Consider the following 23,189-nt stretch of genomic DNA (forward strand, 5'->3'; position numbering starts at 1 on the left):
AGCATGAGCGGATTTTGGAATGGAAAGAACGTATTTGTAACTGGATGTACAGGGCTGTTAGGGAGCTATCTCGTTAAGGAATTGATTGATCAAGGGGCAAACGTGACTGGACTTGTGCGTGATCAGGTGCCTCGATCGAATTTATATCAAGGCAGTCAGTTTGAAAAAATGAATGTGGTGCAAGGCGCATTAGAGGATATGCAGACGATTGAACGTGCGTTAGGAGAATATGAAATTGACACCGTCTTCCATTTGGCTGCCCAAGCCATTGTTGGGGTCGCAAATAGACATCCTGTTTCTACATTTGAAGCGAATATTTTAGGGACATGGAATGTGCTGGAGGCTTGCAGAAGACAGCCGCTGATCAAACGAGTGATCGTGGCATCAAGTGACAAAGCCTACGGTGATCAAGAGCAGCTGCCATACGATGAAGACATGCCGTTAAACGGGAAACATCCGTATGATGTCTCGAAGAGCTGTGCAGATCTCATTTCTCATACGTATTACAACACATATGGTCTTCCGGTTTGTATTACACGCTGCGGTAATTTATATGGAGGCGGAGATTTGAATTTCAACAGAATCATTCCGCAAACCATTCAGCTTGTGTTAGAAGGAAAGGCGCCGGAAATTAGAAGTGACGGGACATTTATTCGTGATTATTTCTACATTGAAGATGCAGTGAAGGCTTATTTGCTGCTAGCTGAGAAGATGGAGGAAAAAGGGCTGGCGGGAGAAGCCTTTAACTTTAGTAACGAGATTCAGCTGACAGTGCTTGAGCTTGTGGATAAGATTTTAAAGGCAATGGGAAGTGAACTGAAGCCTCGTATTCTCAACCAAGGAACACATGAAATTAAACATCAATATTTGTCAGCAGAGAAAGCGAGAAAGCTGCTTGATTGGAAGCCTGATTACTCCATTGATGAAGGCTTAGAGAAGACGATTGAATGGTACCGCGAATTCTTTCAAAAATAGAGGTGTAAAAAGATGAACAGCATATATTGTACGGTTCTTTCAAGTGGAAGACTTTATCAAGCCATTGCGTTTTTCTTATCGTTGAAGCAAGTAGAAGATGATGCTGTCATCAAGACGTTATGCATGGATGATGCTGCATTTGATTTGCTTCATCAAATGAATTTTCCGCATGTGGATCTTATTCATGTACGGGAGCTCGAAACACCAGAGCTGCTGGAGAAAAAAGAGGAACGGGATGCATCGGAATATTGCTGGACCTTAAAGCCGATTTGGATTGAGTGGTTATTTGAACAGGAGCAGGCAGAGAGCGTGACCTATCTTGATGCGGATTTGTTCTTTTATGAGAGCCCTCAGGTGATTTTTCAACATCAGCCGAATGCTTCTGTTTTAATTTCGAGAGGGGATATTGTCATTCCAAGCTTTGATGCAGAGGAAGTGAAGATGCTTCAGAAGCTTTTAGGACGCTATAACTCAGGCTTTCTGCATTTTAAAGGAGATGAAGCCGGACGAGAATGCCTCAGCTGGTGGAAAGAAGAATGCTTAAAAGAATGTAAAAATGCACCGGGAGAAGGCAAGTTTGGTGATCAAGGATATCTAGATCATATGCCGAGGCTGTTTGACAAAGTAGAAGATATTGAGACAAAAGGCGTGAATATTGGTCATTGGAACTATGGGCAGCATTCTTATCGGGAGGAGAATGGACGTATTCTTCTGGAGGATGGGCACCCGCTCATTTGCTATCATTACAGCGGCTTTCGGATTGTGAGCAAGGATGAGATGCAGCAAATTCATGAAAAAGGACGAAATGACCTGCCGTTTTTCCAAGAAGCCTATCGGCAAGTGCTTCGCCATGTGATTGAATCTGTGGAGCAGGTCGACCCGCTGTTTAACGGCTATGCCAAACGGGAGGAGGATGACGCATGAACGAAAAGCCAAAGGTAAGCGTCATTATTCCAAGCTATAATGCCAAAGAGCGTTTAGAAGGAAGCCTTTTTTCCTTAACGCTTCAGGAAACAGATATTCCATTTGAGGTCATTGTTGCCGATAATGGCTCAACGGATGGCACGATGGAAATGCTCGAGAATATTGAGGTGAACTTCCCATTTAAAAAGGTGCGTATTCCTGTCAATCAAGGGATTGCAAAGGGGCGTAATCATGCCATTCGCGAGGCGGAGGGAGATCTGCTCATTTTTCATGACAGTGATATGCTGGCAGAACCGAGATTTATTCAAAAGCATGCAGAGGCTCATGCTGACAGGGAGGATCTTGTCATTTGCGGTGTGTGCTGGAAGCGGATTTATCGCTATTTTTACAAAGCCTTTGATAAGGATCATATGAAGCGGTTGAAAAAGCAAGGACTGTATAAACGGAAAATGGAGGACAAAACACCTCTTTTATCATTGGAAGAAGTCGAAAATGGTGCATTTTTAGAGAAAAGCTTCGATTTGCAGTCTGAGTTTATTGATATTCTGAAAGACATTTTGGAAACGTACCACTATGATTTAGGTTCTTATGAGCTGCCATGGCGATTTTTTATTACAAATAACTCCTCTGTTAAACGTAAGCATGTCATGGCATTAGGGATGTTTGATGAAAATATCGTTCGGTACGGATTTGAGGATTATGATTTAGGGATTCGATTGAATCAGCTTGGTCTCTCCTTTGAATTGCGAGAGGATATCATGAGTGTGCATCAAGAGCATCCAAGTAATTTAACGTCATTTGATGACATCAAATACAACATTTTGTATATGTGTGAGAAGTATAACAATATTGATTCCATTGATGTCCACTTGGCTTTCTCTGGTCCGTTTTCTCACACTGTGACAAATGATATTGTGAAAGAAGTTCGGCAGCTGCGTGAGAATCCAGCATTTGATGACCTGTTATCCTATTTTTTAGAGCTGCTTCATTTGATCACAGAACGGAATGTAGGCATCAAGCGGGATAAAAAAGATATGCTGACAGCCAAGCATGTTCCTTTGAAAAAGCTGGCAGAAGCTGCGCAGCTTGCAAGGCAGGAATATGGCTGCACGGTACTTGTAGAAGCCATTCAAGGGCTGACGAAAGAGCTGTTGCGCGTTGATTTGTTCCAAGTGGATGTGTTGTAAATGGCGTCTTATCACTTTACAACCATTGTGTCGAATACCCATGTCTTTAAGCTTTTGGCGCTGATTCATTCGCTTGAGAAAAACGCCCATGCATTCAAGCTGTCGGTTTTATGTGCAGACCCTTTGGCTTACAAGGTGTTAAAGGAGTTCCCTCACCCGAATGTTCAATATGAACAGCTTGAAGACATTGAGGATGACTCCCTGCGCAAGGCAAAAGAGGATCGTACGTTTCATGAGTATTGCTGGACGTTAAAACCTGCTTTTCTGCTCAACATTCTTGAGTCCTCAGATGCGGATTATCTTGCCCATCTGGATACAGATTTGTATTTTTATCATGATCCAGAGGCGATTTTTGCAGAGAATCCAAGCGCTCATTTATTTTTAACGGATCATATGAATTCCAAGCGGTTCTATCATTTTTACGAGTTGTCTGGCCGTTTTAATACTGGGTTTGTAGGCTGTCGTAACACAGATGTTGCCAAACAGGCAGTCACGCAATGGAAAGAAAACTGTCTTGCACATTGTACAGTAGAAATGGATACAGAAAAAAAGACGTACGGAGATCAGCGGTATGTGGAAAGATGGGTTGATGATTTTGAAGGGGTTCATATCGTTGCATCTAAAGGAGCCAATGCGGCGATTTGGAACATTGAAAACTACAAGCTTTCAGTTGTAAAAGGAGAGATGTATCTCGACGAATGTCCACTCTTGTTCTATCATTTTTCTGCTTTTACGATCATTGACGAGAATACCTTTAACCTTAATTGGTATTACTATATGAAAGAACAGAAGCTTGTGGATCATTTGTATATTCCGTATGCGGACTTGGTTCATCAAAAGATTAAACAGGTGCAAAAGGTATTTCCAGAATTTAAGCAAGGATTTATTGCGAAAAAGCATGTTCCTGACACGCATTTTTATGAGAGATGAAAAAACCGCTCATTTATTGAGCGGTTTTCTTTTTATGATTCATTCCATTTGGAGATGGTTTGGTCGCTGGGAAGTAAGAAGGCTAGGATGCCTAATATCGGTAAAAAGGCAACACCGATCATGGTAGGCGTTAAGCCGAAGGCATCAATGAATGAGCCGAGGGCAACCGATCCGATTGCGCCCATACCAAACGCAAGCCCAACAGTTAAACCAGACATTGTGCCAATTTTCCCGGGAAATAGTTCTTGGGCATAAACCACGGTGACAGAGAAGCTTGATGTCAAAATGAGCCCGATCAGCCCGAGTAAAACATAAGCAAAAACCGGTCCGGCAAATGGCAGCAGCAGGGCAAGCGGGAATGATGCCAATAAGGAAACTAAAATCACGTTTTTCTTGCCAAAGCGGTCTGCAAGCGGCCCGCCTAAAAATGTCCCAATTGCACCTAGAATAAGAAATAAGAAGATATAAGTCTGTGATTCTTTAATCGTCAAACCGTATTGTTCAATCGCATAAAACGCATAGAAATTCGAAATGGCATTTCCATACCAAGAGCGGGCGAAGATGAGAAAGACGATAATGCCAAGTGCAATGAGTGCTGATTTACGATGAATATCAGATCTGACAGCTTTTGCAGGAGCTTTTTTCGCTTCGGCCCGAATGGTTTGAAGCCTTCCTGCGTACCATCTTGAAATATAAAGAAGGAAACCAACCGCCAACATTCCAACAATCGTAAACCAAGCCACGCCTGTCTGACCGAGCGGGACGAGCATTAATGCAGCGATAAGCGGAGCAAAGGCTTGACCTGTATTCCCGCCTACTTGATAGATGGACTGGGCAAGACCTCGTCTTGGACCAGCTGCCATGTTGGCAACACGGGAGCCCTCTGGATGGAAGATCGCAGAGCCGAGTCCGATAAAGACAACGCAAAGCAGAATGGTGGCAAACGACGGAGCAAACGCGAGTCCGAATATACCGACTGCACTTGAAAATAAAGCAATCGGAAGTGCATAAGGCATCGGCCGTTTATCTGTGTACCACCCAATAGCTGGCTGCATCACGGAGGAGACCATATTTAATGTAAAAGCAATCAGCCCTAATTGTGTAAAGGTCAGCCCCATTGAGCGTTCCAAAATAGGGAACATCGCAGGAATAACGGCTTGCAATGTGTCGTTCAGCATATGACAAATACCAATAATCAGTAAGATGGGATAAACCGTTGAGCCGGTAACAGAATGTTGAGGTTTATCCTTTGTACGAGCAGCAATGGCCAATGAGACTTCCTCCCTTCATTTATCTGTTTTCTGTTTTTTTGCATTCTTCTCATTTTATTCATAAGGTGAACTATAAAACAATAGCAAATTGTCATGATTTAGAAAAAAAGAGACACAAGCGCTTGATGAAGCGTGTGTCTCTAAAGGGTTATTTATAAAAAGAAGCGATCACAGGCTTCATTTTTTGAACGACGAGTCCACTGCCGCCGCGGTTTTTCACACCTTCGATCATACCGACGAGGACGTAATCTTCTTTTTTAGGATTAAACGCAAGTAAAAATCCATTTTCAGTGCCGTCTGTTGCACCTTGTTTGCTCTTTAATTCTGCCGTTCCCGTTTTAGCGGCAATATCCGCTCCTTCGATTTGTAAGGAGTGGGCTGTTCCGTTTGGACTGGTCACGACCTTAGTCAATGCGTCTTTCACTGTGTTTGCCGAGCCTTCTTTGATGATTTGTTTTGGTGATGCTGTTTTTTCATCTTGAATCACCCGTGGGTAGACAAGCTTGCCTCCTGTGGCAAATGGAGAATAGGCATGTACTTGTTCAATCGGTGACATGAGTAATTCGCCTTGCCCATACGCCGAGTCAGCCAGTAAGATATCCGATTGAATGCCATCGTTCGATACTTGTGCAGGCTTCATTGTAAATGGCATGTGTAAGTCTTCGCCAAATCCAAATGCTTTCACTTTTTTCTCGTAGGTGTCTTTGCCGATTTCGAGTGCTTCCTGTCCAAAATAAATATTGTCTGAGTACACAAGGGCATCGACCATATTTACTTTTTCTTTATCGTGAACCCGTGTGATGCGATAATTTCCCCAAGATTGATCCTTCTGCCATTTCAGTCCGTGAATGGTGCGCACTTTGTCAGGCTTTGTGACACCTGTTTCCAGCCCAATGGCTGCTGTAATGGTTTTGAATGTGGACCCTGGCGCATACCGGCTCGCATATCGAGCTTGGAATGGAAGGTCTGGATTTTCACTGTATGCCTGATATTGCTTAGGTGTAATCCCGTTTGTCATGAGATTGACATCGTAGGAAGGGGTGCTGACAAGCGCTAATAGATCGCCTGATGATGGATTCATGATTGAGACGGCCCCTTTTTCGCCTTTCAACTGATCATAGGCTTTTTTCTGTAAAGAAGCATCAATCGTCAGCTTCACTGTTTTTCCATCTTTTCGATCTGATTTTTGCAATGTTTCTTCAATACCTGTTTCATCATGGACGATGAGAATGCTTCCGCCATCTTGTCCGCGTAAGTTTTTGTCAAATGTAAATTCAAGGCCGGTTTTGCCGATGATTTGATCTGCCTTTAATGCTGGATTTCTTTTGATATCATCCGCATTTGCTTTTCCGACATACCCGGTGAGATGAGCGGCGGCTTTGTTATATGGATAGTAGCGCATTTCCTTCGTTTGATAGGTAACGCCATTTACGTCCTTTGGAATCGGCTCCTGTTTTAACATCGATTTGAGCGGGACAAACGTGTCGTCTGTGACCCATGCTTGTTTCAATTGATTGTTGATTAGTTCTTCCTCTATATCAAAAGCTTTGCTGATCTTTTTGATATTGCGTTCTTTTTCTTCTCCTGTTCCGAGCTTTCCTGGGATGACGCCAAGTGCGTTTCCACCAGTTGTTTCTGCCAGTGTACGTCCTTTTCGGTCGACAATGTTTCCGCGGACAGCAGGGTCAGCTTTGACCTTGATGGTATCTCCTTTCTCCATTTGCGGGAAGATGAGATTTGGCTTCCAGTCCACTTTCCACTTGTCGTCCTCTTCGGAAAGAACGCCCTTGTAAGACAGCTTATGCAGCTTGCCAAGAGACGTTTTCATCGTTACATCATAGGAAAATTGATACCCATTTCCTTTGTCCTGTTTTTCAACGTTGAGCTTTGAAATGTTCAGGTCATAAGCACCAATACCGTTGAAAATATTGTCGTATTTTTCGGCTAGTTGTTTTTTTGAAAAGTCATTGGCTTTCAAAGATGCACTTGTCACCTCATCTGCCAGCTTCGTAAAGTCTTTCTTCTTCATATGTTCCGTAAAGTTTTGAGCGGCTTTTAAAGCTTCTTTTTCCTTAGAGAAAAGAGTATCTTTTAAGAAAAAGAAAGCAGCAGCAACTACGATGATGCTAAGAAGAGGGATGATGACTTTTTTCTGTTTCCAAAATGATTTTTTTTGATCCGTATACAATGAAAACACCTCAATTTTTGATTAGATCCTCTATATTTTACAGTGATTGGTCGTGATTTGTATAGTTTCTCCTATGAAAATAGACCAAGGGATCATGTCAAGGTTTGGGTAATGGGGTTAAAAAACAGCTATTTCTAATGAAATATATCTTCATTTTTTCTTTTGATTTAAAGGATTTATTAAAAGATCATCGAATGTGAAAAATTAGAAAAAATATGACAAGCGCTTTCATTAGGGGGAATTGTTATCGTTTATAAAAAGGTGAATTTGATTGGACTTGTTCTTGGACCGACACTCTTTTTGCTCATTTTTTTTCTCATACCTGAAGATGAATTGACCTATGCTGCGAGGGTAGTCTTGGGCATTACGGCTTGGACGGCCACATGGTGGGTGACTGAAGCACTTCCCATTCCTGCTACATCTTTATTGCCTATCATCCTGCTGCCGACACTTGGCGGGCTTTCTATGGAACAGGCATCAAGGTCTTATGGAGATCCGATCGTCTTTATGTACATGGGAGGATTTATGATCGCAATTGCCATTGAAAAATGGAAATTACATAGAAGAATGGCCTTACACATTTTAAGGGTGATTGGCACAAGAAGTGACCGCATTGTATTAGGTGTCATGATCGCGACTGCTTTTTTATCTATGTGGATTTCGAATGCAGCGACTGCCCTCATGATGCTGCCAGTGGCACTTGCAGTGATTAAAGAGGTTAAGACAAATGAAATCTTATCTGGTCCATCTCTTGATCGATTCAGTAAAAGCATCTTATTGTCGGTTGCGTATTCAGCGTCAATAGGAGGATTGGCGACACTTGTCGGTTCTGTGCCAAATGCGGTGTTTGCTGCGATGTCAAAAAAACTGCTAGATCGGGAGATTATGTTTTTTGAATGGTTTATGTTTGGTTTTCCTGTTGCGCTGATTCTGCTCATTCTCTTATTTTTGTATTTGACGAGGGTACAGTTCAAGGTAGAACACACAGGTGAAATGAGTGCATCGTTCATTCAAAAGGGATTAGAGGATTTAGGAAAAATGAAAAGAGAAGAAAAATGGGTATTTGTTGTTTTTCTCATGACGGCGTTCTTATGGATTTTTAAGCTCTTTTTGTTTGGAGGGATGACCGTATCTGATACGTCTATCGCCATTTTCGGTGCCATGCTGTTATTTCTCATTCCAGCAACAAATGGAGAGAGAATATTAGAATGGCAGGATATGAAACAACTGCCTTGGGGACTTTTGCTTTTGTTTGGAGGAGGGCTTTCGCTCGCTACGGGCTTTGCAGAAACCAATCTAACAGGATGGATCGGAGAAAATCTACAGCATTTAAACGGGCTTTCGTATATCATGCTGTTGATTATTTTAACGGGAGCGATTCTGTTTATGACTGAAATTATGTCAAATACGGCTGTTGCCAATATGATTATTCCGATAACGGTAGGGCTTGGGCTTGCGATTGGAATCGAGCCGTATGGGTTAATGGCCGCTGCTGCTTTGGCTTCCTCTTGCGCGTTTATGCTGCCGATATCCACACCGCCAAACGCCGCTGTCTTTAGTGCGGATGTGCTGAAAATATCAGATATGGTCAGGGCAGGCTTTTGGTTAAATATCATCAGTATTGTGGTGATTGTTCTTGCGGTCTATTTCTGGCTGCCGATTGTGCTGAAAAGCTGAGTGCATTAAGAAGAAGGCTTTGATCGAATTGAGACGACCGGTGTTTTTGTTTCTTTTGGCTTCGGTGTTTGTGTGGATTTTTTGATGCGCGTTTCCTTTGGCGTGTAATAGGTTGCCCCAATATTGAGCCTGCCTTGAAGCTGGTCAATAGAAAGCTCCCCAAATTCTAAGTGGTAATCAATTTTGTCCACGTGCAGGGATTCGATATGGATGTGTGTATCTTCTGAGACAGGAGCAGCTGGTGCAGACATTTTTTGCTCAAGAGCGGCGAGTCTTTTTTCTAGCTCAACGACAGATGGGGATGGACTGGATTCAGTTTTTTTAAAGAGTGATTGAATGAAATGTTTCAAGTAGACCACAACCTTTTCTTACGCCTTACTCTAGTCTATGGAAAAGCTATCTGATATATACTTATAGAGATGACAAGAAAGGGGAGACGCATATGCTGCCTGCTCAGATTCACATTGCCCATATGAAAACGAATTCGATTGGCACAGGTTCATCCATGACGTTTGGCTCGACGTTTGTTCGCAATCATTGCAGTACGATCAAAAGAAACAATGGATTTGGGGAACAGAATGCTGATGGCGTGATCACGATCCTGCCAATTGAAACAATTGATGATCGTGATCAAATAGACGCAGTGAGTATCAATATTCGTCATCTATGATGATAGCAGTCGCTTTTCCTTCATCCTTTTGCAGGCGGATGTAAAGTACCCCGTCTTTAAAGGCAGCATTCATTTGACCAAGAATCATTTCTGGAAGGCGGATTTTCTTTTCAAACGGACCATACTTCCCTTGCTTTTGGCGAAAGTCCTGCTCGTTAAAAAAGGAAAAACGCTGTCCTTTCACAACCAAATATTCACCATATGATAACACCTGAACATCTTCCTTTCGGTAGCCAGGCAAGTAAATTAAGTATTGAATTTCTGCATGGGTTTCCACCATGTCGATTGGTGGAAACGACGCATCTGATCCCCGCTGATCCTGCTGTGTGAATGTAAATGGAGATGGACCGTTTGCCATAAAGGGGGATCTTTGCTCATCGTCGAAGATCATTTTCCAAAAATCATCTCCATGCATTTGCTGGGCAATATCCATCCACTGTTTCATTTTTTCGAAGTCCATGTGAAGACCTCCCGTTAACATACTTGATGGGTGCTTGCATATACCTATAAAAAGGAGGTTTATCTGTGGTTCAACCAACTCCGTATATCAATATTAATATTTTCATGTTAAAAATTAATTCCTTTGAAAATGCGTCGGCGGTGAATGTCGGACAAAATTTGTTAGCAGAGTGGCAAAACTCAGATAAAAAAAATCAGGGTTACGGACAGAATTTTGGAGATGCCAGCGGTTTTGTCGGTACAAAAAGCCATGTAGATGATCGAGATCAAGTGGACTCACCTGCCTCTTTTTCGCCAGCAGCTAAACCCATTCAAAGGAAGTGACGTGTGATGTTATTCTCACCTTCAGTCGTCAATGTCGGTGCTTTTAAAATCAATGCAATGGATCGGGGTGCATCACTGACGCTAGGACCTTATCAGCAGATTGATTATTTTCTCTCGATGAAATTGAATCAAGGTTTTGGTGAGGACAATGGAGATTGTTCACCGCTTGTCATTCCGATTTCAAGCGTGTTAGATCCAGATATGGTGGACTCAAATTCAGTCAAAAACAGCGTGGTTTAAGAAAAAAAGAGACCGGGAATCCCCGAGTCTCTTTTCTAATTTGTTTCATTCAGATGGCTTTTTCGTCTTGCATAGGTGAAATAGACAACAACACCGATGGCGATCCAGATGAGGAAGGCTCTCCATGTCTCCCATTTCAGTGTGAAAGCCAAGATCATACAAATGACCGCACTAATGATAGGAAGGACAGGGACAAAGGGTACTTTAAAAGCTGTATTCATATTCGGATGTTTTTTCCGGAGTACGATCACAGCGATAGAGATCACCGTAAAGGCCGCAAGTGTACCGATGCTGACTAAATTAGCAAGTGTTGATAAGTTGACGAATCCAACGATACATGACGCAACAGCGCCTGTCAGCCAAGTGTTGGCAACCGGTGTCTTAGATTTCGGATGAACGTTTGAAAAGATTTTCGGCATGAGCCCATCTCGGCTCATGGCAAAGGTTAAACGAACCTGAGCGTAGACAAGTGCAATTAACACTGTGGTAATCCCGATAATAGCACCTGCGGATATAATGCCAGCGACACTATTCAGGCCAACCACTTGAAGAGCAAAAGCGACAGGATCACTGACATTCAGCTTCGTATAGTGAACCATGCCAGTTAAGACGAATGAAACCCCGATATATAAAATCGTACAAACACCGAGCGCACCGATGATTCCAATTGGCATCGCCTTTTGCGGGTTTTTAACTTCTTCGGATGCATTAGCGATTGCATCAAATCCAAGGTAAGCAAAAAAGACAGTTGCCGCTCCAGCAATCACGCCATGGAAGCCCATTGGCATAAACGGTGTCCAGTTCTCAGGTTTGACGTAAGCAAAGCCTGAAATGATAAAGAGAAGGACGATGGCAATTTTGATCAGCACAATAATGTTATTCAGCTTTGTGCTTTCTTTGACGCCTCTTGAGACGATAAAGGTGATGAGTAAAATAATGAGTGCGCCTGGAAGGTTAAAGACGGCCCCGTCAGCGGCTCCAGGTGCAGCTGATAAAGCCTTCGGTATGTGCAGGCCAAATCCGCTGAGCAGTGATTGAAAATAGGACGACCATCCACTTGCTACAGCAGAGAGCGCAATAACATATTCCAGCATAAGATCCCAGCCCATTAAGAAGGCAAGAAATTCCCCAAGTGTTGCGTAGGAATACGTATAGACGCTTCCTGACACAGGAATGGATGAGGAGAATTCAGCGTAGCAAAAAGCAGCAAGGGCGCATGCGATCGCAGCCAAAATAAAAGATATAATAATCGCAGGTCCCGCATCATTTGCCGCAGCAACCCCCGTAATGACAAAGATTCCAGTCCCGACCACACAGCCAATGCCAAGCAAGATTAAATCAAACGTATTTAACGAACGGCTGAGCCGCTTTGTTTGACTTTCAAGCATGAGCTGGTCGAGAGATTTTTTTCGAAATAAAGAACTCATGTTGACCTCCTAATGGATAAATCTTTTCGTAAGACGAATGTTAGTATATGCGCAAATGACAATTTAGTCAATTGGTTGAAAAACGCTTTAAATCACTAAAGTGTTAAACGTCAAAACCGAATAAGTGTATAAAAAGAGACATCCGCCGTGAAATCGAAGGCGGATGTGGTGACAGACGATCTATGTCTGTTCAGCAAATATTTTTTCATTGTACAGCACACTTGGATGAGTCGGGTAATGGGCGGAGGAGGCAAGGTGATGTGTTTTGGCTTGCCCCAGGTCGCCGAGCTGATAATAACAGTAGCAAAGCTGAAGGTGAGGATACCACGTTTTATATTGTGTAAGTGTGAAGGCTGTTTCGTTTTCAGGAGCCTTCAGCGCCTGCTCATACCAAAAGATGGCCGCCTGATGTTTATTTTGTATTTTTAGATGATCCCCGATCCGGCAGCAAAACTCTGGCCGGGGCTGATCATATAAGAAGGATCGTAATAATGAGGATAAGGCCGCTTCCTCGAAACCTACCGCATAATAGCAGTCCGCTAAATATTGGCATGTGCGAATTTCATCCTCAATCCAGCACTGTTTTGTGTTTAAAAATTCATGATAAAAACGAATCGCCCTGACATGCTGACCGTTGTCTCTTAATTCATTGGCAAAGTAAAAGAGATCTCGGGGCGTCATGTCCTCTCCTTTTGCCAGCATGTTTTCATAAATTCGCAAGTTGCGCCCAGGCTCACCAAGAGTTGTTTTCTTGCGTTTTTGATGTGTGACGGCGATATCTGCTGGAAAGATGTTTCCATACACTTGAAGAAACTCATGAACGGCCCCATACCACTGAAAGTTCAACGAACGCTTCACAAGGCGATTTCTTCTATATTTGAAATTGACCTGACCGTCTTCATCGAATCCCACATGATAAAACATCGAAACGGCATCCACCGAGGGATCAAGTGTCTGCTTGAGCTGAAGCAGTTTTTGGCGGTCTTCTTCAAGCAGAACATCGTCAGCATCGAGCCATAAAATATACTCTTTCGCTGCATGTGAGAAAGCAAAGTTGCGTGCTTTTGCAAAATGCTGCACCCATTCAAAATCCAGTACCTTTGCTGAAAAAGAATGAGCGATCTCCTTCGTTTGATCTGTTGATCCCGTATCAACGATGATCATCTCATCGACAATGTCTTGAACAGAAGAAAGACAGTCTGCCAGCACTTCCTCTTCATTTTTCACAATCATACATAAGCTAATGGTTATCATCTTTAGATCACCTCTTCATAGTGTATCGAGCATCAAAAGGAAACATTCTTTTCAGCAGCGGGTTTTTTAAAACTAGTTTTCTGCTACTGGCTGATTTAAAATAAAGGAAGAATCTATGTAAGGGCTGATAAAATGAGTTTATTGAATGTTGAAGGATTATATAAAACCTATGGCGAGAAAACGCTGTTTGATCATATTTCGTTTCATATAGAACCGAAGGAGCGCATCGGATTGATTGGACCAAATGGTACAGGGAAGTCAACGCTTCTAAAAGTCATCGCGGGACTTGAATCATTTGAGGAAGGTGACATCACGAAAGCAGGGACACTTGATATCGAATTTCTTGAGCAAGATCCTGAAATGAGCGGAACTGAAACGATTCTTGACTACATTTTTTCTGGAACGGCACCAATGATTCAAACGATGAAGGCGTATGAACAGGCACTCGCCGATTTAGAGCATGACCCGCAAAATGAGGCAAAACAAGAGGCGCTGATGCGCATGCAAAACCGAATGGATCAGGAAGACGCTTGGGATGCGAACCTTTCAGCCAAAACGATTTTGACAAAGCTTGGCGTGAAAGATGTGAGCCGCTCTGTACATGCATTATCAGGCGGACAGAAGAAACGTGTCGCCATTGCTAAAAATTTAATTCAGCCTGCAGGTTTGCTGATTTTAGATGAGCCAACCAACCATCTTGATAATGCCACCATTGAATGGCTTGAAGGATACTTAAGCCAATATAGCGGTGCTGTCATTCTCGTGACGCACGATCGTTATTTCTTAAACCGGGTGGCCAATCGAATTTATGAGTTAAATCAAGGACAGCTTTATACGTATAAAGGAAATTATGAAGTCTTTTTAGAAAAAAGAGCGGAGCGGGAAGCAGAGGCTCAGGTGAAAGAAACGAAGCGTCAAAACTTGCTTAGACGAGAGCTTGCATGGCTGAGACGAGGAGCAAAAGCAAGAACGACAAAGCAGAAAGCACGTATCGGCAGAGTCGAAGAGCTGAAGGACCAAAAAGGGCCTGATGTGAAGGGAGAGCTTGATTTTGCCATCGGCTCGCACCGCTTGGGGAAACAAGTGATAGAGGCAGAAGACTTATCAATTTCATTTGCTGGCCAGACCCTTGTGGAGCGGTTTACAGATTTAGTTGTGCCGGGTGATCGTATCGGATTCATCGGACCGAATGGAGTCGGCAAAACCACTCTGCTGAACTGTTTAGCGGGTAAAATCGAACCGACCTCAGGACAATTGACCATTGGACAAACTGTTCGTATTGGTTACTACACGCAGGATCACAAGGAAATGAATGATGAGCTGACCATCATTGAGTATATCAAGGAAACAGCTGAGATCGTCAAGACGTCTGATGGCGCCATTGTCACAGCAGAGCAGATGCTGGAGCGCTTCCTTTTCCCAAGATCGATGCAGCGGACGTTTATTCGTAAGCTGTCAGGGGGAGAACGCCGCAGATTGTATTTATTGAAGGTCTTAATGGAAGAACCGAATGTTCTCTTTTTAGATGAGCCGACGAACGACCTTGATACAGAAACCCTCAGTATTTTAGAGGATTATTTAGAACAGTTCCCTGGCGTCGTCATCACCGTGTCCCATGATCGTTATTTCTTAGACCGAGTGGTTCACCGTCTGCTTGTCTTTGAAGGAAATGGCCGCATTTCACACTTCCAAGGTGCTTACAGCGATTATATGGAACAGGAAAAAGAGCAGAAACGGACAGAGACAAAGCCTGCTGAAAAACAAGTAGAAGCTGCGCCGAAAAAGAGAAAAAAACTTTCTTATAAAGACCAGCTTGAATGGGACGGGATTGAAGACCGGATACAGGCATTAGAGGAAAAACATCAGCAGCTCGAAGCCGGCATTGCGGAGGCAGGCAGTGATTTTGGGAAAATTCAAGAGCTGATGGACGAACAAAAAGCCGTTGCGGAAGAACTAGAACAAGCAATGGACCGCTGGACAGAACTGTCGCTTATGATTGAGGAATTAAATGAATAAAGAAGTGGAAATAAAAAACCTGTAGAGCGATCTACAGGTTTTTTTCATAGGAGCATTTGGCATACGCATCATGCTGGTGGATGGATTCCTCATTACGGCACTCGATTTGGTTAAAACTTTGACGTTTACGTTAAGGTTATAAAGGTGTATAATAAAACATGAATTGATGATCAGGAGGCACTGGTGATGGAATGGATGAAAATTGATCAAGTGGCGAAAAGAAGCGGACTAACAAAACGGACGATTCGTTTCTATGAAGAGATTGGTTTATTATCAGCACCAAAGCGGACAGAGGGCGGAGTCAGACTTTACTCAGAGGACGACATGGAAGAGCTAGAGAAAGTGATGCAGGCAAAAGAGGTACTCGGCTTTTCTTTACAGGAGCTTCAATCGTTTATGGAAATCGGAAAGCAGCTAGAGCTGAATAAAGAAGGCTACTTGCTGTCGCTTGATCCGAAGGAACGATTAGAGAAGCTGTTAGATATTGAGGCGCAGCTGACTGTGCAGCATCAATTAATTTCAAAAAAGCTTGAAACGATTCAATCCTTTAAAAAGGATCTTGAAGCGATGAAAGAAAGAGCGGCTCATGCAATTGAGCAATTACAAAAATAAACACCTCTGCGTGTTTATTTTATTTTGTCAACATTTGAAGGAAAGGTTCTGATGGAATGAAGGAAGAAGAAGTATTGAAACAGCGTACAAGTCTGCTTAGGCAGCCAAAAGCCGTTTGGGCTGTTGCCTTTGCGTGTGTGATTTCGTTTATGGGAATAGGACTCGTGGACCCGATTCTGCCAGCCATTGCATCGCAATTACATGCATCTCCAAGTCAGGTGTCTCTTTTATTTACAAGCTACTTACTTGTGACCGGCTTTGTGATGTTTTTCACCGGCTTTATCTCTAGCCGGATTGGTGCGAAATGGACATTATTAGTAGGACTCATTTTTATTATTGTTTTTTCTGCTTTAGGAGGTACTTCTTCAACGATTAATGAATTGATTGGCTTTAGAGGCGGATGGGGCATTGGGAATGCTTTATTTATTTCAACTGCACTCTCTGTCATTGTTGGTGTATCTGTTGGAGGAAGTGCGAAGGCCATTATTTTATACGAGGCAGCATTAGGTCTTGGGATATCGGTTGGACCGCTGCTTGGCGGTGAGCTTGGAACAATTTCTTGGCGCGGGCCTTTCTTTGGCGTTGCCGTGTTAATGCTCATTGCTCTTTTAGCGATTACCTTTATGCTTCCACCTATGCAAAAGCCGCAGAAAAAAGTGAAATTTTTCGAGGCTGTCGGGGCGTTAAAATATAAAGGACTTTTAACGATGGCATCTGCCGCTTTCTTATACAATTTTGGTTTCTTTGTGCTTTTAGCGTATTCACCATTTGTGCTCCATCTTGATGAGCATGGACTTGGTTATGTCTTTTTTGGTTGGGGGCTATTCTTGGCTGTGACCTCTGTCTTCTCAGCGCCGGTCATTCATCGCAAACTTGGGACATTGACTTCACTTGTGGTTCTGTTTGCTTCGTTTGCTGTGATCTTATTCGGCATTGGGATATGGACGTCTCATGTTGTGGTCGTGATCTGCGGAATTGTCATTGCTGGGGGAATTCTCGGTATGATCAATACAGTGCTCACAACAGCTGTGATGGGGTCAGCACCGGTTGAACGTTCAATTGCTTCATCCTCTTACAGTGCTGTACGGTTTATTGGGGGCGCGATCGCTCCCTGGATTGCCGGAGTTCTCGCTGAATCCTATACAGCAAGTACACCTTATTATGTCGGGGCTGCTGTTGTTCTTCTAGGCATGATTATTCTGCTCCTTGGACGTAAGCATTTGGTGAATATCCAAGCAGGTCATTAATTAGAAAAAGGCCTTATATCTTTTGAAGATATAAGGCTTTTTTGTCGTTATAATACTTTTGTCGTCCAAGATTCGCAATTCCAAGTTTCGGTTGCCACATCTTGATAAAATTCAGGTTCGTGAGAAATCAATAAGACGCTGCCTTTATATTCTTTTAAGGCGCGTTTTAGTTCTTCTTTTGCATCGACATCTAAATGGTTTGTCGGCTCATCGAGAACAAGTAAGTTGGTTTCTTCGTTGATCAGCTTGCAAAGACGGACCTTTGCTTTTTCTCCTCCGCTTAATACAGACACACGGCTTTCAATATGTTTTGTCGTTAATCCGCATTTTGCAAGAGCGGCTCTGACTTCGTATTGCGTGTAAGAAGGGAAGGTGTTCCATACTTCTTCAATACAAGTATTGCTGTTTTGTTCTTTTACTTCTTGCTCAAAGTAGCCAATATGCAAGAATTCTCCACGTTCCACCTCACCAGAAATAGGTGTGATTTCCCCAAGAAGACTTCGGAGCAGCGTCGTTTTTCCGATACCGTTAGCACCGTACAACGCAATTTTTTGCCCGCGTTCCATTTTCAAATTCAATGGGCGGGAGAGCGGTTCATCATAACCGATGACCAAATCTTTCGTTTCAAATATCAGTTTCCCAGACGTACGTGCCTGTTTAAAGTGGAATTCTGGTTTTGGCTTTTCTGCTGCCAGTTCAATCATATCCATCTTATCCAGTTTCTTTTGACGGGACATCGCCATATTTCTTGTGCTGACACGTGCTTTGTTTCTTGCGACAAAATCCTTTAGTTCAGCCACTTCCTGCTGCTGTCTTTTATAGGCTGCTTCAAGCTGCTGCTTCTTAACTTCGTACACTTGTTTAAATTGATCATAATCACCAACATAGCGCGTGAGCTCTTGATTTTCAACATGATAAATCAAGTTGATGACACTGTTTAAAAACGGAATATCATGTGAAATGAGGATAAACGCATTTTCATACTCCTGTAAATAGCGCTTCAGCCATTCAATATGCTGCTCATCCAAATAGTTGGTCGGCTCATCGAGAAGGAGAATTTCTGGCTTCTCTAACAGCAATTTTGCTAGCAGGACCTTCGTACGCTGACCGCCGCTGAGCTCCGTCACATCACGGTCTAATCCAAGATCCGTTAACCCAAGACCTCTTGCAATCTCCTCGACCTTAGAATCAATGATATAAAAATCATTGTTTGTCAATGCGTCCTGAATGACGCCAACTTCCTCTAACAGCTTTTCCAGCTCATCAGGATCGGCTTCACCCATTTTGCCATAAATGTCATTCATCGCAGCTTCCATTGAAAATAAATAATGGAATGCATCCTGAAGGACTTCACGGATCGTTCTTCCTTTTTCTAGCACGGTATGCTGATCAAGGTAGCCGACACGGACATTTTTCGCCCATTCGACTTTTCCTGCATCTGGCTCCAGCTTGCCAGTAATAATATTCATAAACGTTGACTTTCCTTCACCGTTGGCGCCGATTAAGCCGACATGCTCGCCTTTTAATAAACGGAAGGACACTTCGTGGAAAATGGCTCTGTCGCCAAAGCCATGACTTAAATCTTTAACAGATAATATCATTTTTTACACCTCAAATAGATTCAAAACGGCTAGTGCCTCTCATGATTATATCGAACTGTCCGGCTCGATAAAAGCATCAAAAGAAAAATTGCGTTTCAAAGCTGATTTTGAGATACTAAAGGATAGATTGAATGAGGATAAAGGAGATCGACATGACGGAAAATTGGGCATTTTTGAAAGAAGCAAAGCCATTTATTCAGGAAAACTTTCAAGCAGCTGGCTTCGAAAAACCAACAGCTATACAAGAAAAAACAGCAGAGTGGATTACGGAGAAGCGTGATGTGATCGCAGAATCGCCAACTGGGACGGGGAAGACACTTGCGTATGTACTGCCGCTTTTAAATAAAATTGATGTCAATATCAAGCATCCGCAAGTCTTAATCTTGGCACCTTCAAGAGAGCTTGTGATGCAAATCTTTGATGTCGTGCAAGAGTTCAAACAAGGATCAGACATCAAAGCGGTTTCCTTGATTGGTGGAGCGAACATCAAGAAGCAGCAAGAAAAATTAAAGAAACATCCGAACATCATTGTGGCGACACCGGGCCGAGTACAAGAATTAATCAAAATCAAGAAACTGAAAATGCATGAAGTCAAAACGATTGTATTAGACGAAGCAGATCAGCTTCTTGTGCCAGAGCATATGAAAACGATCCAAGGGATCATTAAGTCCACATTAAAAGAAAGACAAATCCTTTGTTTTTCTGCAACGTTGAAAGAAGAAACCGTTCAGCTGATCAAAGAAATGACATCTGAACCAGAAGTATTGAAAATTGCTAGAAGCGAGGAAGAAGCGCAGAAAGTGGGTCACTATTATCTGTTATGTGATCAGCGTGACAAAGTGAAACTGCTGCAAAAGCTATCACGGCTTGAGGACATGCAGGCGCTCGTTTTTGTGCGTGACATTACGAACTTAAGCATTTATGCAGAGAAATTAGCGTACCATCATGTCGACCTTGGTGTCCTTCATAGTGAAGCAAAAAAAGCTGAACGTGCTGTGATCTTGAAATCATTTGAACAGCGTGAATTCCCGCTCCTCCTTGCAACAGATATTGCAGCAAGAGGAATCGATATTGATGATCTGCCATATGTGATTCATGCAGATATGCCAAATGAAGAGGGATACATCCACCGTTCAGGCAGAACCGGACGCGCAGGAAAAGAAGGCGCAGTCATCAGTCTTGTCACACCTCAAGAGCAATCAATGCTGAAAAAAATGGCGAAAAAGCTGAATCTTTCGCTTGAAGAAATTGTGTATAAGCAAGGCCAGCTGCACCTTGCGCCCAAGCAGGCATAAGAAAAGGACCCTCCATTATTGGCAGGGTCCTTTTTTGTTATGAAATTTTGACAAGCTGTTTTCCGACATTTTCTCCTTTGAATAGTCCAAGGAATGCGTCAGGAATGTTGTCAAAGCCTTCTATGATTGTTTCTTTATATGTGAGTTTGTCTTCTTTTACCCATTGTGCGAGATCCTTCGCTGCCTCTCCAAAACGATCTGAATAGTTGCCAACGATGAAGCCTTGCATCAATGCGCTTGTTTTGATGAGTTTTGTTTGCACACGCGGTCCGATGTCCTCGCTTGCGCTAATATTATAAGAAGAAATTGCGCCGCACACTGGAATGCGTGCAAAACGGTTTAAATGATTCATCACCGCATCTGAAATCTCGCCGCCTACATTGTCAAAGTACACATCAACGCCGTTAGGACAGGCTTTTGCAATGGCATCATCTAAATCATTTGTTGTTTTATAATTAATCGTTTCATCAAAGCCCAATTCTTTTAAATAAGCGAGTTTATCATCAGATCCGGCAATTCCAACGACGTGTGCGCCTTTGATCTTAGCGATTTGTCCTACAACAGAACCAACAGCTCCTGCGGCTCCAGAGATGACAACCGTCTCGCCTTTTTTTGGCTGGCCAATCGTAAGCAGGCCGAAGTAAGCGGTTTGCCCTGGCATGCCCAAAATGCCTAAATAATAGGACAATGGCGCAATGGACGGATCAATTTTAGTGAGAGATTCAGCTTTGGCAGTGGAATATTCTTGCCATCCAAGGAATCCAAGGACAAAATCACCTTTTTCAAATTGAGGCGATTTCGACTCAACGACTTCTGCGACGACACCGCCCTGAATCACTTCATTTAGCTTGAACGGAGGTGTATAGGATTTTGTATCCTGCATTCGTCCTCTCATATAAGGATCTACAGAGACATATTTCGTTTGAATCAAGACCTCTCCCTCTTGCGGCACAGGTATATCTACTGTTTCAAAATGAAAAACATCTTTTGTAGGTAATCCTTTTGGACGTTTAGCTAATTGAATTTGCTTTTGTTGACTCATGTCAAATCCTCCCTTTCACTTACAGCCTAGATTTACATTAACATGATGCTTCTTTTCGTTCAAAACATACGGTCTTTTCAAAACACACACAAAAAAGCAGCCGCCATCTCATCGAAGGGACTACTTTTTCTGAAAAGATACAGAGAGGAGCGGCGGGAGACAGCCAAACAGCTGATACACATCCGCATCACGTTCTTTTAACAAATATTCGTTTGCATTTTGCATGGAGGCTTTCATCATATCGCGCGTCACAAAAGGGAAAAGGATATTCAAGTATGAGGACAACAGGTCTTGTGGATCTTGTTCAATTGACTCGATATCTCCAATGTTAATAATGATGGAAAAGAGATAATCAATGGAGATGTGAAAGTGCTGTTCGGCAAACAATGTAAGCGGCTTTGTATTTGCTTCTTCAGGATTCCACTTTTGAAAAAGCTGTTTCACCAAATCACTGACAACCCAAGCATTAAACTGCTGCTCCGCTGAAAAGTAATACATCAGCTCTCCCTCATTTCTAGCCTCCAGTATAAGAATTGTACAACAAATCAACAGGATTGAACATAATAATTCAGAAAATTTAGTCATTTTTACAGGCTTTTTGTCAAAAATAAGTCGATAGACATGGTACGTCCATCAAGCAAATTGGATGTGCTCGTGGAAGGTTTAATGTCAAAAGTGACGGGTAAAAGATTCGTAAGACGTTAAAGGAGGAATATAAAATGAAACCTGTTGTAAGAGAGTATTCAAATGATGAAACACTTCAAAAAGATGTAGAGCAATTAAAGGCACTCGGTGTTGCAAGAGAGGACATTTATGTTCTGTCCCATGACGATGACCGAACAGAGCGTATTGCAAGTAATGCAGATGCCAATACGATTGGCTCAAGAGAAGTTGGACTCAAACATGCGGTTGGGAACATCTTTAGTAAAAAGGGCGATGAGCTCCGCAATAAAATTCATGAAATTGGTTTCTCAAAAGAAGAAGCTGAGACATTTGAAGAACATTTAGACGAAGGGAAAGTCCTTCTCTTTGTCACAGATCATGAAAAAGTGAAAAACTGGGCGTAAACGCCAACCGAAAAAGCCTCTTACTTTTGTAAGGGGCTTTTTTTCATGCTTCCATGTCTGAAAGAGAGACATATATCTTTTTTACGATATTAAGTAAATACAGAAGTATGGAATAAATAGTAAACTCTCTAATTGAAAATGCCGTTATACCAATGAAAATCAAGAAGAATCAGAAAAAATAGTCGAAATATCACAAAAAACCATTCGGGAAATAATTATTGTATCTTTCTATTTTGATTTAAAATTAAATAAAAAAATTGTGTAATTTAGTAGATAAATTTCTTAGTTCTATTGGTTTAAGTTGTATTTTTGTGTAGAAATAAGTGTTTTAAGGTCAAAAAACCACGAAAATTACCTGTATTTTCAATTAGAAAATTCATTTTAATGTTTAGGAAATAATTTGTTGACAAAATAAACTAAAAACAATATATTTGGCTTAATCCAGTCATTATGGAATTAGTTGTTAAATTTCCGGCGGGTTTATTCGAAGCATAATCTAGTGAAAGGGGGTGGCAAGAACCAAAGCGTAAGCGCCTCTTAGATACAAAAATGTCTACTAGAACTGAACAAATCGTCGTTTACTTGAAGAAAAAATGATCGCCATTCTAAACAGTAGATTGATCTTTCTACTAAAAGCACAGTGTAAGAGATTGTCCAAAAGACGTTAAGTCCTTATAAAAAAGAGAAAGCGGTTTCAATAAGAAATGTGAGTTGATCGAACGGTAAAGGAGGTGAACTCATATGAAAAAAAGAGAGAACAAGCTGAGGCGATGCGGCCTTCGA

Annotated in this window: 22 protein-coding genes; 13 read left to right on the plus strand and 9 right to left on the minus strand. The window is 42.3% G+C overall.

Going from position 1 to position 23,189, the window contains the following annotated elements:
• Positions 1 to 3: 3 nt before the first annotated feature.
• The 4 genes from NSU11_RS03680 to NSU11_RS03695 are packed head-to-tail and all read left to right on the plus strand — an operon-like array spanning position 4 to position 4,016.
• Complete coding sequence (locus NSU11_RS03680) at positions 4 to 975, plus strand: GDP-mannose 4,6-dehydratase (protein ID WP_025092661.1); 972 nt, start codon at positions 4 to 6, stop codon at positions 973 to 975.
• Between the two features lie 12 nt (positions 976 to 987).
• A complete protein-coding gene (locus tag NSU11_RS03685; protein WP_283859938.1) occupies positions 988 to 1,899 on the plus strand; it encodes a putative nucleotide-diphospho-sugar transferase in 912 nt (303 codons plus the stop codon).
• Positions 1,896 to 3,086 (plus strand): glycosyltransferase family 2 protein, encoded by a 1,191-nt coding sequence (locus NSU11_RS03690; RefSeq protein WP_283859939.1) that lies wholly within the window; start codon positions 1,896 to 1,898, stop codon positions 3,084 to 3,086. Before NSU11_RS03685 ends, NSU11_RS03690 begins: the two co-directional genes overlap by 4 nt.
• The gene (locus tag NSU11_RS03695; RefSeq protein ID WP_342493793.1) at positions 3,087 to 4,016 is read left to right on the plus strand and encodes a putative nucleotide-diphospho-sugar transferase; all 930 of its coding nucleotides are present in this window, start codon (positions 3,087 to 3,089) and stop codon (positions 4,014 to 4,016) included.
• Positions 4,017 to 4,048: 32 nt separating this feature from the next.
• Here NSU11_RS03695 and NSU11_RS03700 read toward each other — a convergent pair whose 3' ends face one another.
• Together NSU11_RS03700 and NSU11_RS03705 are read right to left on the minus strand one after the other, a co-directional pair.
• The gene (locus NSU11_RS03700; protein ID WP_024426656.1) at positions 4,049 to 5,287 is read right to left on the minus strand and encodes an MFS transporter; all 1,239 of its coding nucleotides are present in this window, start codon (positions 5,285 to 5,287) and stop codon (positions 4,049 to 4,051) included.
• 148 nt (positions 5,288 to 5,435) lie between these two features.
• Complete coding sequence (locus NSU11_RS03705; RefSeq protein ID WP_342493794.1) at positions 5,436 to 7,475, minus strand: penicillin-binding transpeptidase domain-containing protein; 2,040 nt, start codon at positions 7,473 to 7,475, stop codon at positions 5,436 to 5,438.
• Positions 7,476 to 7,736: 261 nt separating this feature from the next.
• On the opposite strand from NSU11_RS03705, the gene NSU11_RS03710 reads away from it, so the two are divergent.
• Entirely contained in the window at positions 7,737 to 9,152 is a 1,416-nt protein-coding gene (locus tag NSU11_RS03710; protein ID WP_024424579.1) for a DASS family sodium-coupled anion symporter, read from the plus strand.
• A gap of 5 nt (positions 9,153 to 9,157) precedes the next feature.
• On the opposite strand, the gene NSU11_RS03715 is transcribed toward NSU11_RS03710, so the two are convergent.
• On the minus strand, positions 9,158 to 9,502 hold the full coding sequence (locus NSU11_RS03715; protein ID WP_024424580.1) for a hypothetical protein: 345 nt from the start codon (positions 9,500 to 9,502) through the stop codon (positions 9,158 to 9,160).
• 92 nt (positions 9,503 to 9,594) lie between these two features.
• On the opposite strand from NSU11_RS03715, the gene NSU11_RS03720 reads away from it, so the two are divergent.
• Positions 9,595 to 9,822, plus strand: coding sequence for a hypothetical protein (locus NSU11_RS03720; protein WP_024424581.1), 228 nt, complete (start codon positions 9,595 to 9,597; stop codon positions 9,820 to 9,822).
• On the opposite strand, the gene NSU11_RS03725 is transcribed toward NSU11_RS03720, so the two are convergent.
• A complete protein-coding gene (locus NSU11_RS03725; RefSeq protein ID WP_024424582.1) occupies positions 9,803 to 10,282 on the minus strand; it encodes an Hsp20/alpha crystallin family protein in 480 nt (159 codons plus the stop codon). The two genes, NSU11_RS03720 and NSU11_RS03725, sit on opposite strands and share 20 nt — an antisense overlap.
• Positions 10,283 to 10,347: 65 nt before the next feature.
• Between NSU11_RS03725 and NSU11_RS03730 the strand changes: the two genes are divergently transcribed.
• Both NSU11_RS03730 and NSU11_RS03735 read left to right on the plus strand, forming a co-directional pair.
• A complete protein-coding gene (locus tag NSU11_RS03730; protein WP_003213975.1) occupies positions 10,348 to 10,605 on the plus strand; it encodes a hypothetical protein in 258 nt (85 codons plus the stop codon).
• Positions 10,606 to 10,611: 6 nt separating this feature from the next.
• Positions 10,612 to 10,845 (plus strand): hypothetical protein, encoded by a 234-nt coding sequence (locus tag NSU11_RS03735; protein ID WP_024424583.1) that lies wholly within the window; start codon positions 10,612 to 10,614, stop codon positions 10,843 to 10,845.
• Positions 10,846 to 10,880: 35 nt separating this feature from the next.
• Here the strand turns inward: NSU11_RS03735 and NSU11_RS03740 are convergent, their stop codons facing one another.
• Both NSU11_RS03740 and NSU11_RS03745 read right to left on the minus strand, forming a co-directional pair.
• Positions 10,881 to 12,272, minus strand: a complete 1,392-nt coding sequence (locus NSU11_RS03740) for an amino acid permease (protein ID WP_024424584.1) — start codon at positions 12,270 to 12,272, stop codon at positions 10,881 to 10,883.
• Positions 12,273 to 12,452: 180 nt separating this feature from the next.
• The gene (locus NSU11_RS03745; RefSeq protein WP_024424585.1) at positions 12,453 to 13,526 is read right to left on the minus strand and encodes a glycosyltransferase family 2 protein; all 1,074 of its coding nucleotides are present in this window, start codon (positions 13,524 to 13,526) and stop codon (positions 12,453 to 12,455) included.
• Between the two features lie 132 nt (positions 13,527 to 13,658).
• Between NSU11_RS03745 and NSU11_RS03750 the strand changes: the two genes are divergently transcribed.
• The 3 genes from NSU11_RS03750 to NSU11_RS03760 all read left to right on the plus strand — a co-directional run bounded on the left by NSU11_RS03750 (position 13,659) and on the right by NSU11_RS03760 (position 17,401).
• Positions 13,659 to 15,542 carry an ABC-F family ATP-binding cassette domain-containing protein gene (locus tag NSU11_RS03750; RefSeq protein WP_342493795.1) on the plus strand — a complete coding sequence of 628 codons (1,884 nt, stop codon included), beginning with the start codon at positions 13,659 to 13,661 and terminating at the stop codon, positions 15,540 to 15,542.
• Between the two features lie 186 nt (positions 15,543 to 15,728).
• Entirely contained in the window at positions 15,729 to 16,154 is a 426-nt protein-coding gene (locus tag NSU11_RS03755) for a MerR family transcriptional regulator (protein WP_024424586.1), read from the plus strand.
• 56 nt (positions 16,155 to 16,210) lie between these two features.
• Positions 16,211 to 17,401 (plus strand): MFS transporter, encoded by a 1,191-nt coding sequence (locus tag NSU11_RS03760; protein WP_024424587.1) that lies wholly within the window; start codon positions 16,211 to 16,213, stop codon positions 17,399 to 17,401.
• A gap of 47 nt (positions 17,402 to 17,448) precedes the next feature.
• Here the strand turns inward: NSU11_RS03760 and NSU11_RS03765 are convergent, their stop codons facing one another.
• Positions 17,449 to 19,002 (minus strand): ABC-F family ATP-binding cassette domain-containing protein, encoded by a 1,554-nt coding sequence (locus NSU11_RS03765; RefSeq protein WP_024424588.1) that lies wholly within the window; start codon positions 19,000 to 19,002, stop codon positions 17,449 to 17,451.
• Positions 19,003 to 19,154: 152 nt separating this feature from the next.
• Between NSU11_RS03765 and NSU11_RS03770 the strand changes: the two genes are divergently transcribed.
• Positions 19,155 to 20,297, plus strand: coding sequence for a DEAD/DEAH box helicase (locus NSU11_RS03770; protein WP_024424589.1), 1,143 nt, complete (start codon positions 19,155 to 19,157; stop codon positions 20,295 to 20,297).
• Positions 20,298 to 20,334: 37 nt separating this feature from the next.
• Here the strand turns inward: NSU11_RS03770 and NSU11_RS03775 are convergent, their stop codons facing one another.
• Positions 20,335 to 21,339 carry an NADP-dependent oxidoreductase gene (locus NSU11_RS03775; RefSeq protein WP_024424590.1) on the minus strand — a complete coding sequence of 335 codons (1,005 nt, stop codon included), beginning with the start codon at positions 21,337 to 21,339 and terminating at the stop codon, positions 20,335 to 20,337.
• Positions 21,340 to 21,459: 120 nt separating this feature from the next.
• Positions 21,460 to 21,837, minus strand: coding sequence for a YfmB family protein (locus NSU11_RS03780; protein WP_024424591.1), 378 nt, complete (start codon positions 21,835 to 21,837; stop codon positions 21,460 to 21,462).
• A 221-nt stretch (positions 21,838 to 22,058) separates the two neighbouring features.
• Here NSU11_RS03780 and NSU11_RS03785 point away from each other — a divergent pair, with 221 nt between their 5' ends.
• Positions 22,059 to 22,406: a general stress protein gene (locus tag NSU11_RS03785; protein ID WP_024424592.1), complete on the plus strand. Its 348-nt coding sequence runs from the start codon at positions 22,059 to 22,061 to the stop codon at positions 22,404 to 22,406.
• The last annotated feature ends 783 nt before the right edge of the window (positions 22,407 to 23,189 follow it).

The organism is Bacillus sp. FSL R5-0712 (assembly GCF_038593285.1).
Taxonomy (GTDB): domain Bacteria; phylum Bacillota; class Bacilli; order Bacillales; family Bacillaceae; genus Bacillus; species Bacillus safensis.

Excerpts from the sequence above, each read along its gene's own strand:
- NSU11_RS03750 (WP_342493795.1), top strand. The coding sequence starts at position 13,659 with ATGAGTTTATTGAATGTTGAAGGATTATATAAAACCTATGGCGAGAAA.
- NSU11_RS03775 (WP_024424590.1), bottom strand. The coding sequence starts at position 21,339 with ATGAGTCAACAAAAGCAAATTCAATTAGCTAAACGTCCAAAAGGATTA.
- NSU11_RS03735 (WP_024424583.1), top strand. The coding sequence starts at position 10,612 with ATGTTATTCTCACCTTCAGTCGTCAATGTCGGTGCTTTTAAAATCAAT.
- NSU11_RS03720 (WP_024424581.1), top strand. The coding sequence starts at position 9,595 with ATGCTGCCTGCTCAGATTCACATTGCCCATATGAAAACGAATTCGATT.
- NSU11_RS03685 (WP_283859938.1), top strand. The coding sequence starts at position 988 with ATGAACAGCATATATTGTACGGTTCTTTCAAGTGGAAGACTTTATCAA.
- NSU11_RS03785 (WP_024424592.1), top strand. The coding sequence starts at position 22,059 with ATGAAACCTGTTGTAAGAGAGTATTCAAATGATGAAACACTTCAAAAA.
- NSU11_RS03780 (WP_024424591.1), bottom strand. The coding sequence starts at position 21,837 with ATGTATTACTTTTCAGCGGAGCAGCAGTTTAATGCTTGGGTTGTCAGT.
- NSU11_RS03755 (WP_024424586.1), top strand. The coding sequence starts at position 15,729 with ATGGAATGGATGAAAATTGATCAAGTGGCGAAAAGAAGCGGACTAACA.
- NSU11_RS03680 (WP_025092661.1), top strand. The coding sequence starts at position 4 with ATGAGCGGATTTTGGAATGGAAAGAACGTATTTGTAACTGGATGTACA.
- NSU11_RS03770 (WP_024424589.1), top strand. The coding sequence starts at position 19,155 with ATGACGGAAAATTGGGCATTTTTGAAAGAAGCAAAGCCATTTATTCAG.
- NSU11_RS03740 (WP_024424584.1), bottom strand. The coding sequence starts at position 12,272 with ATGAGTTCTTTATTTCGAAAAAAATCTCTCGACCAGCTCATGCTTGAA.
- NSU11_RS03725 (WP_024424582.1), bottom strand. The coding sequence starts at position 10,282 with ATGGACTTCGAAAAAATGAAACAGTGGATGGATATTGCCCAGCAAATG.
- NSU11_RS03695 (WP_342493793.1), top strand. The coding sequence starts at position 3,087 with ATGGCGTCTTATCACTTTACAACCATTGTGTCGAATACCCATGTCTTT.
- NSU11_RS03760 (WP_024424587.1), top strand. The coding sequence starts at position 16,211 with ATGAAGGAAGAAGAAGTATTGAAACAGCGTACAAGTCTGCTTAGGCAG.
- NSU11_RS03745 (WP_024424585.1), bottom strand. The coding sequence starts at position 13,526 with ATGATAACCATTAGCTTATGTATGATTGTGAAAAATGAAGAGGAAGTG.
- NSU11_RS03765 (WP_024424588.1), bottom strand. The coding sequence starts at position 19,002 with ATGATATTATCTGTTAAAGATTTAAGTCATGGCTTTGGCGACAGAGCC.
- NSU11_RS03690 (WP_283859939.1), top strand. The coding sequence starts at position 1,896 with ATGAACGAAAAGCCAAAGGTAAGCGTCATTATTCCAAGCTATAATGCC.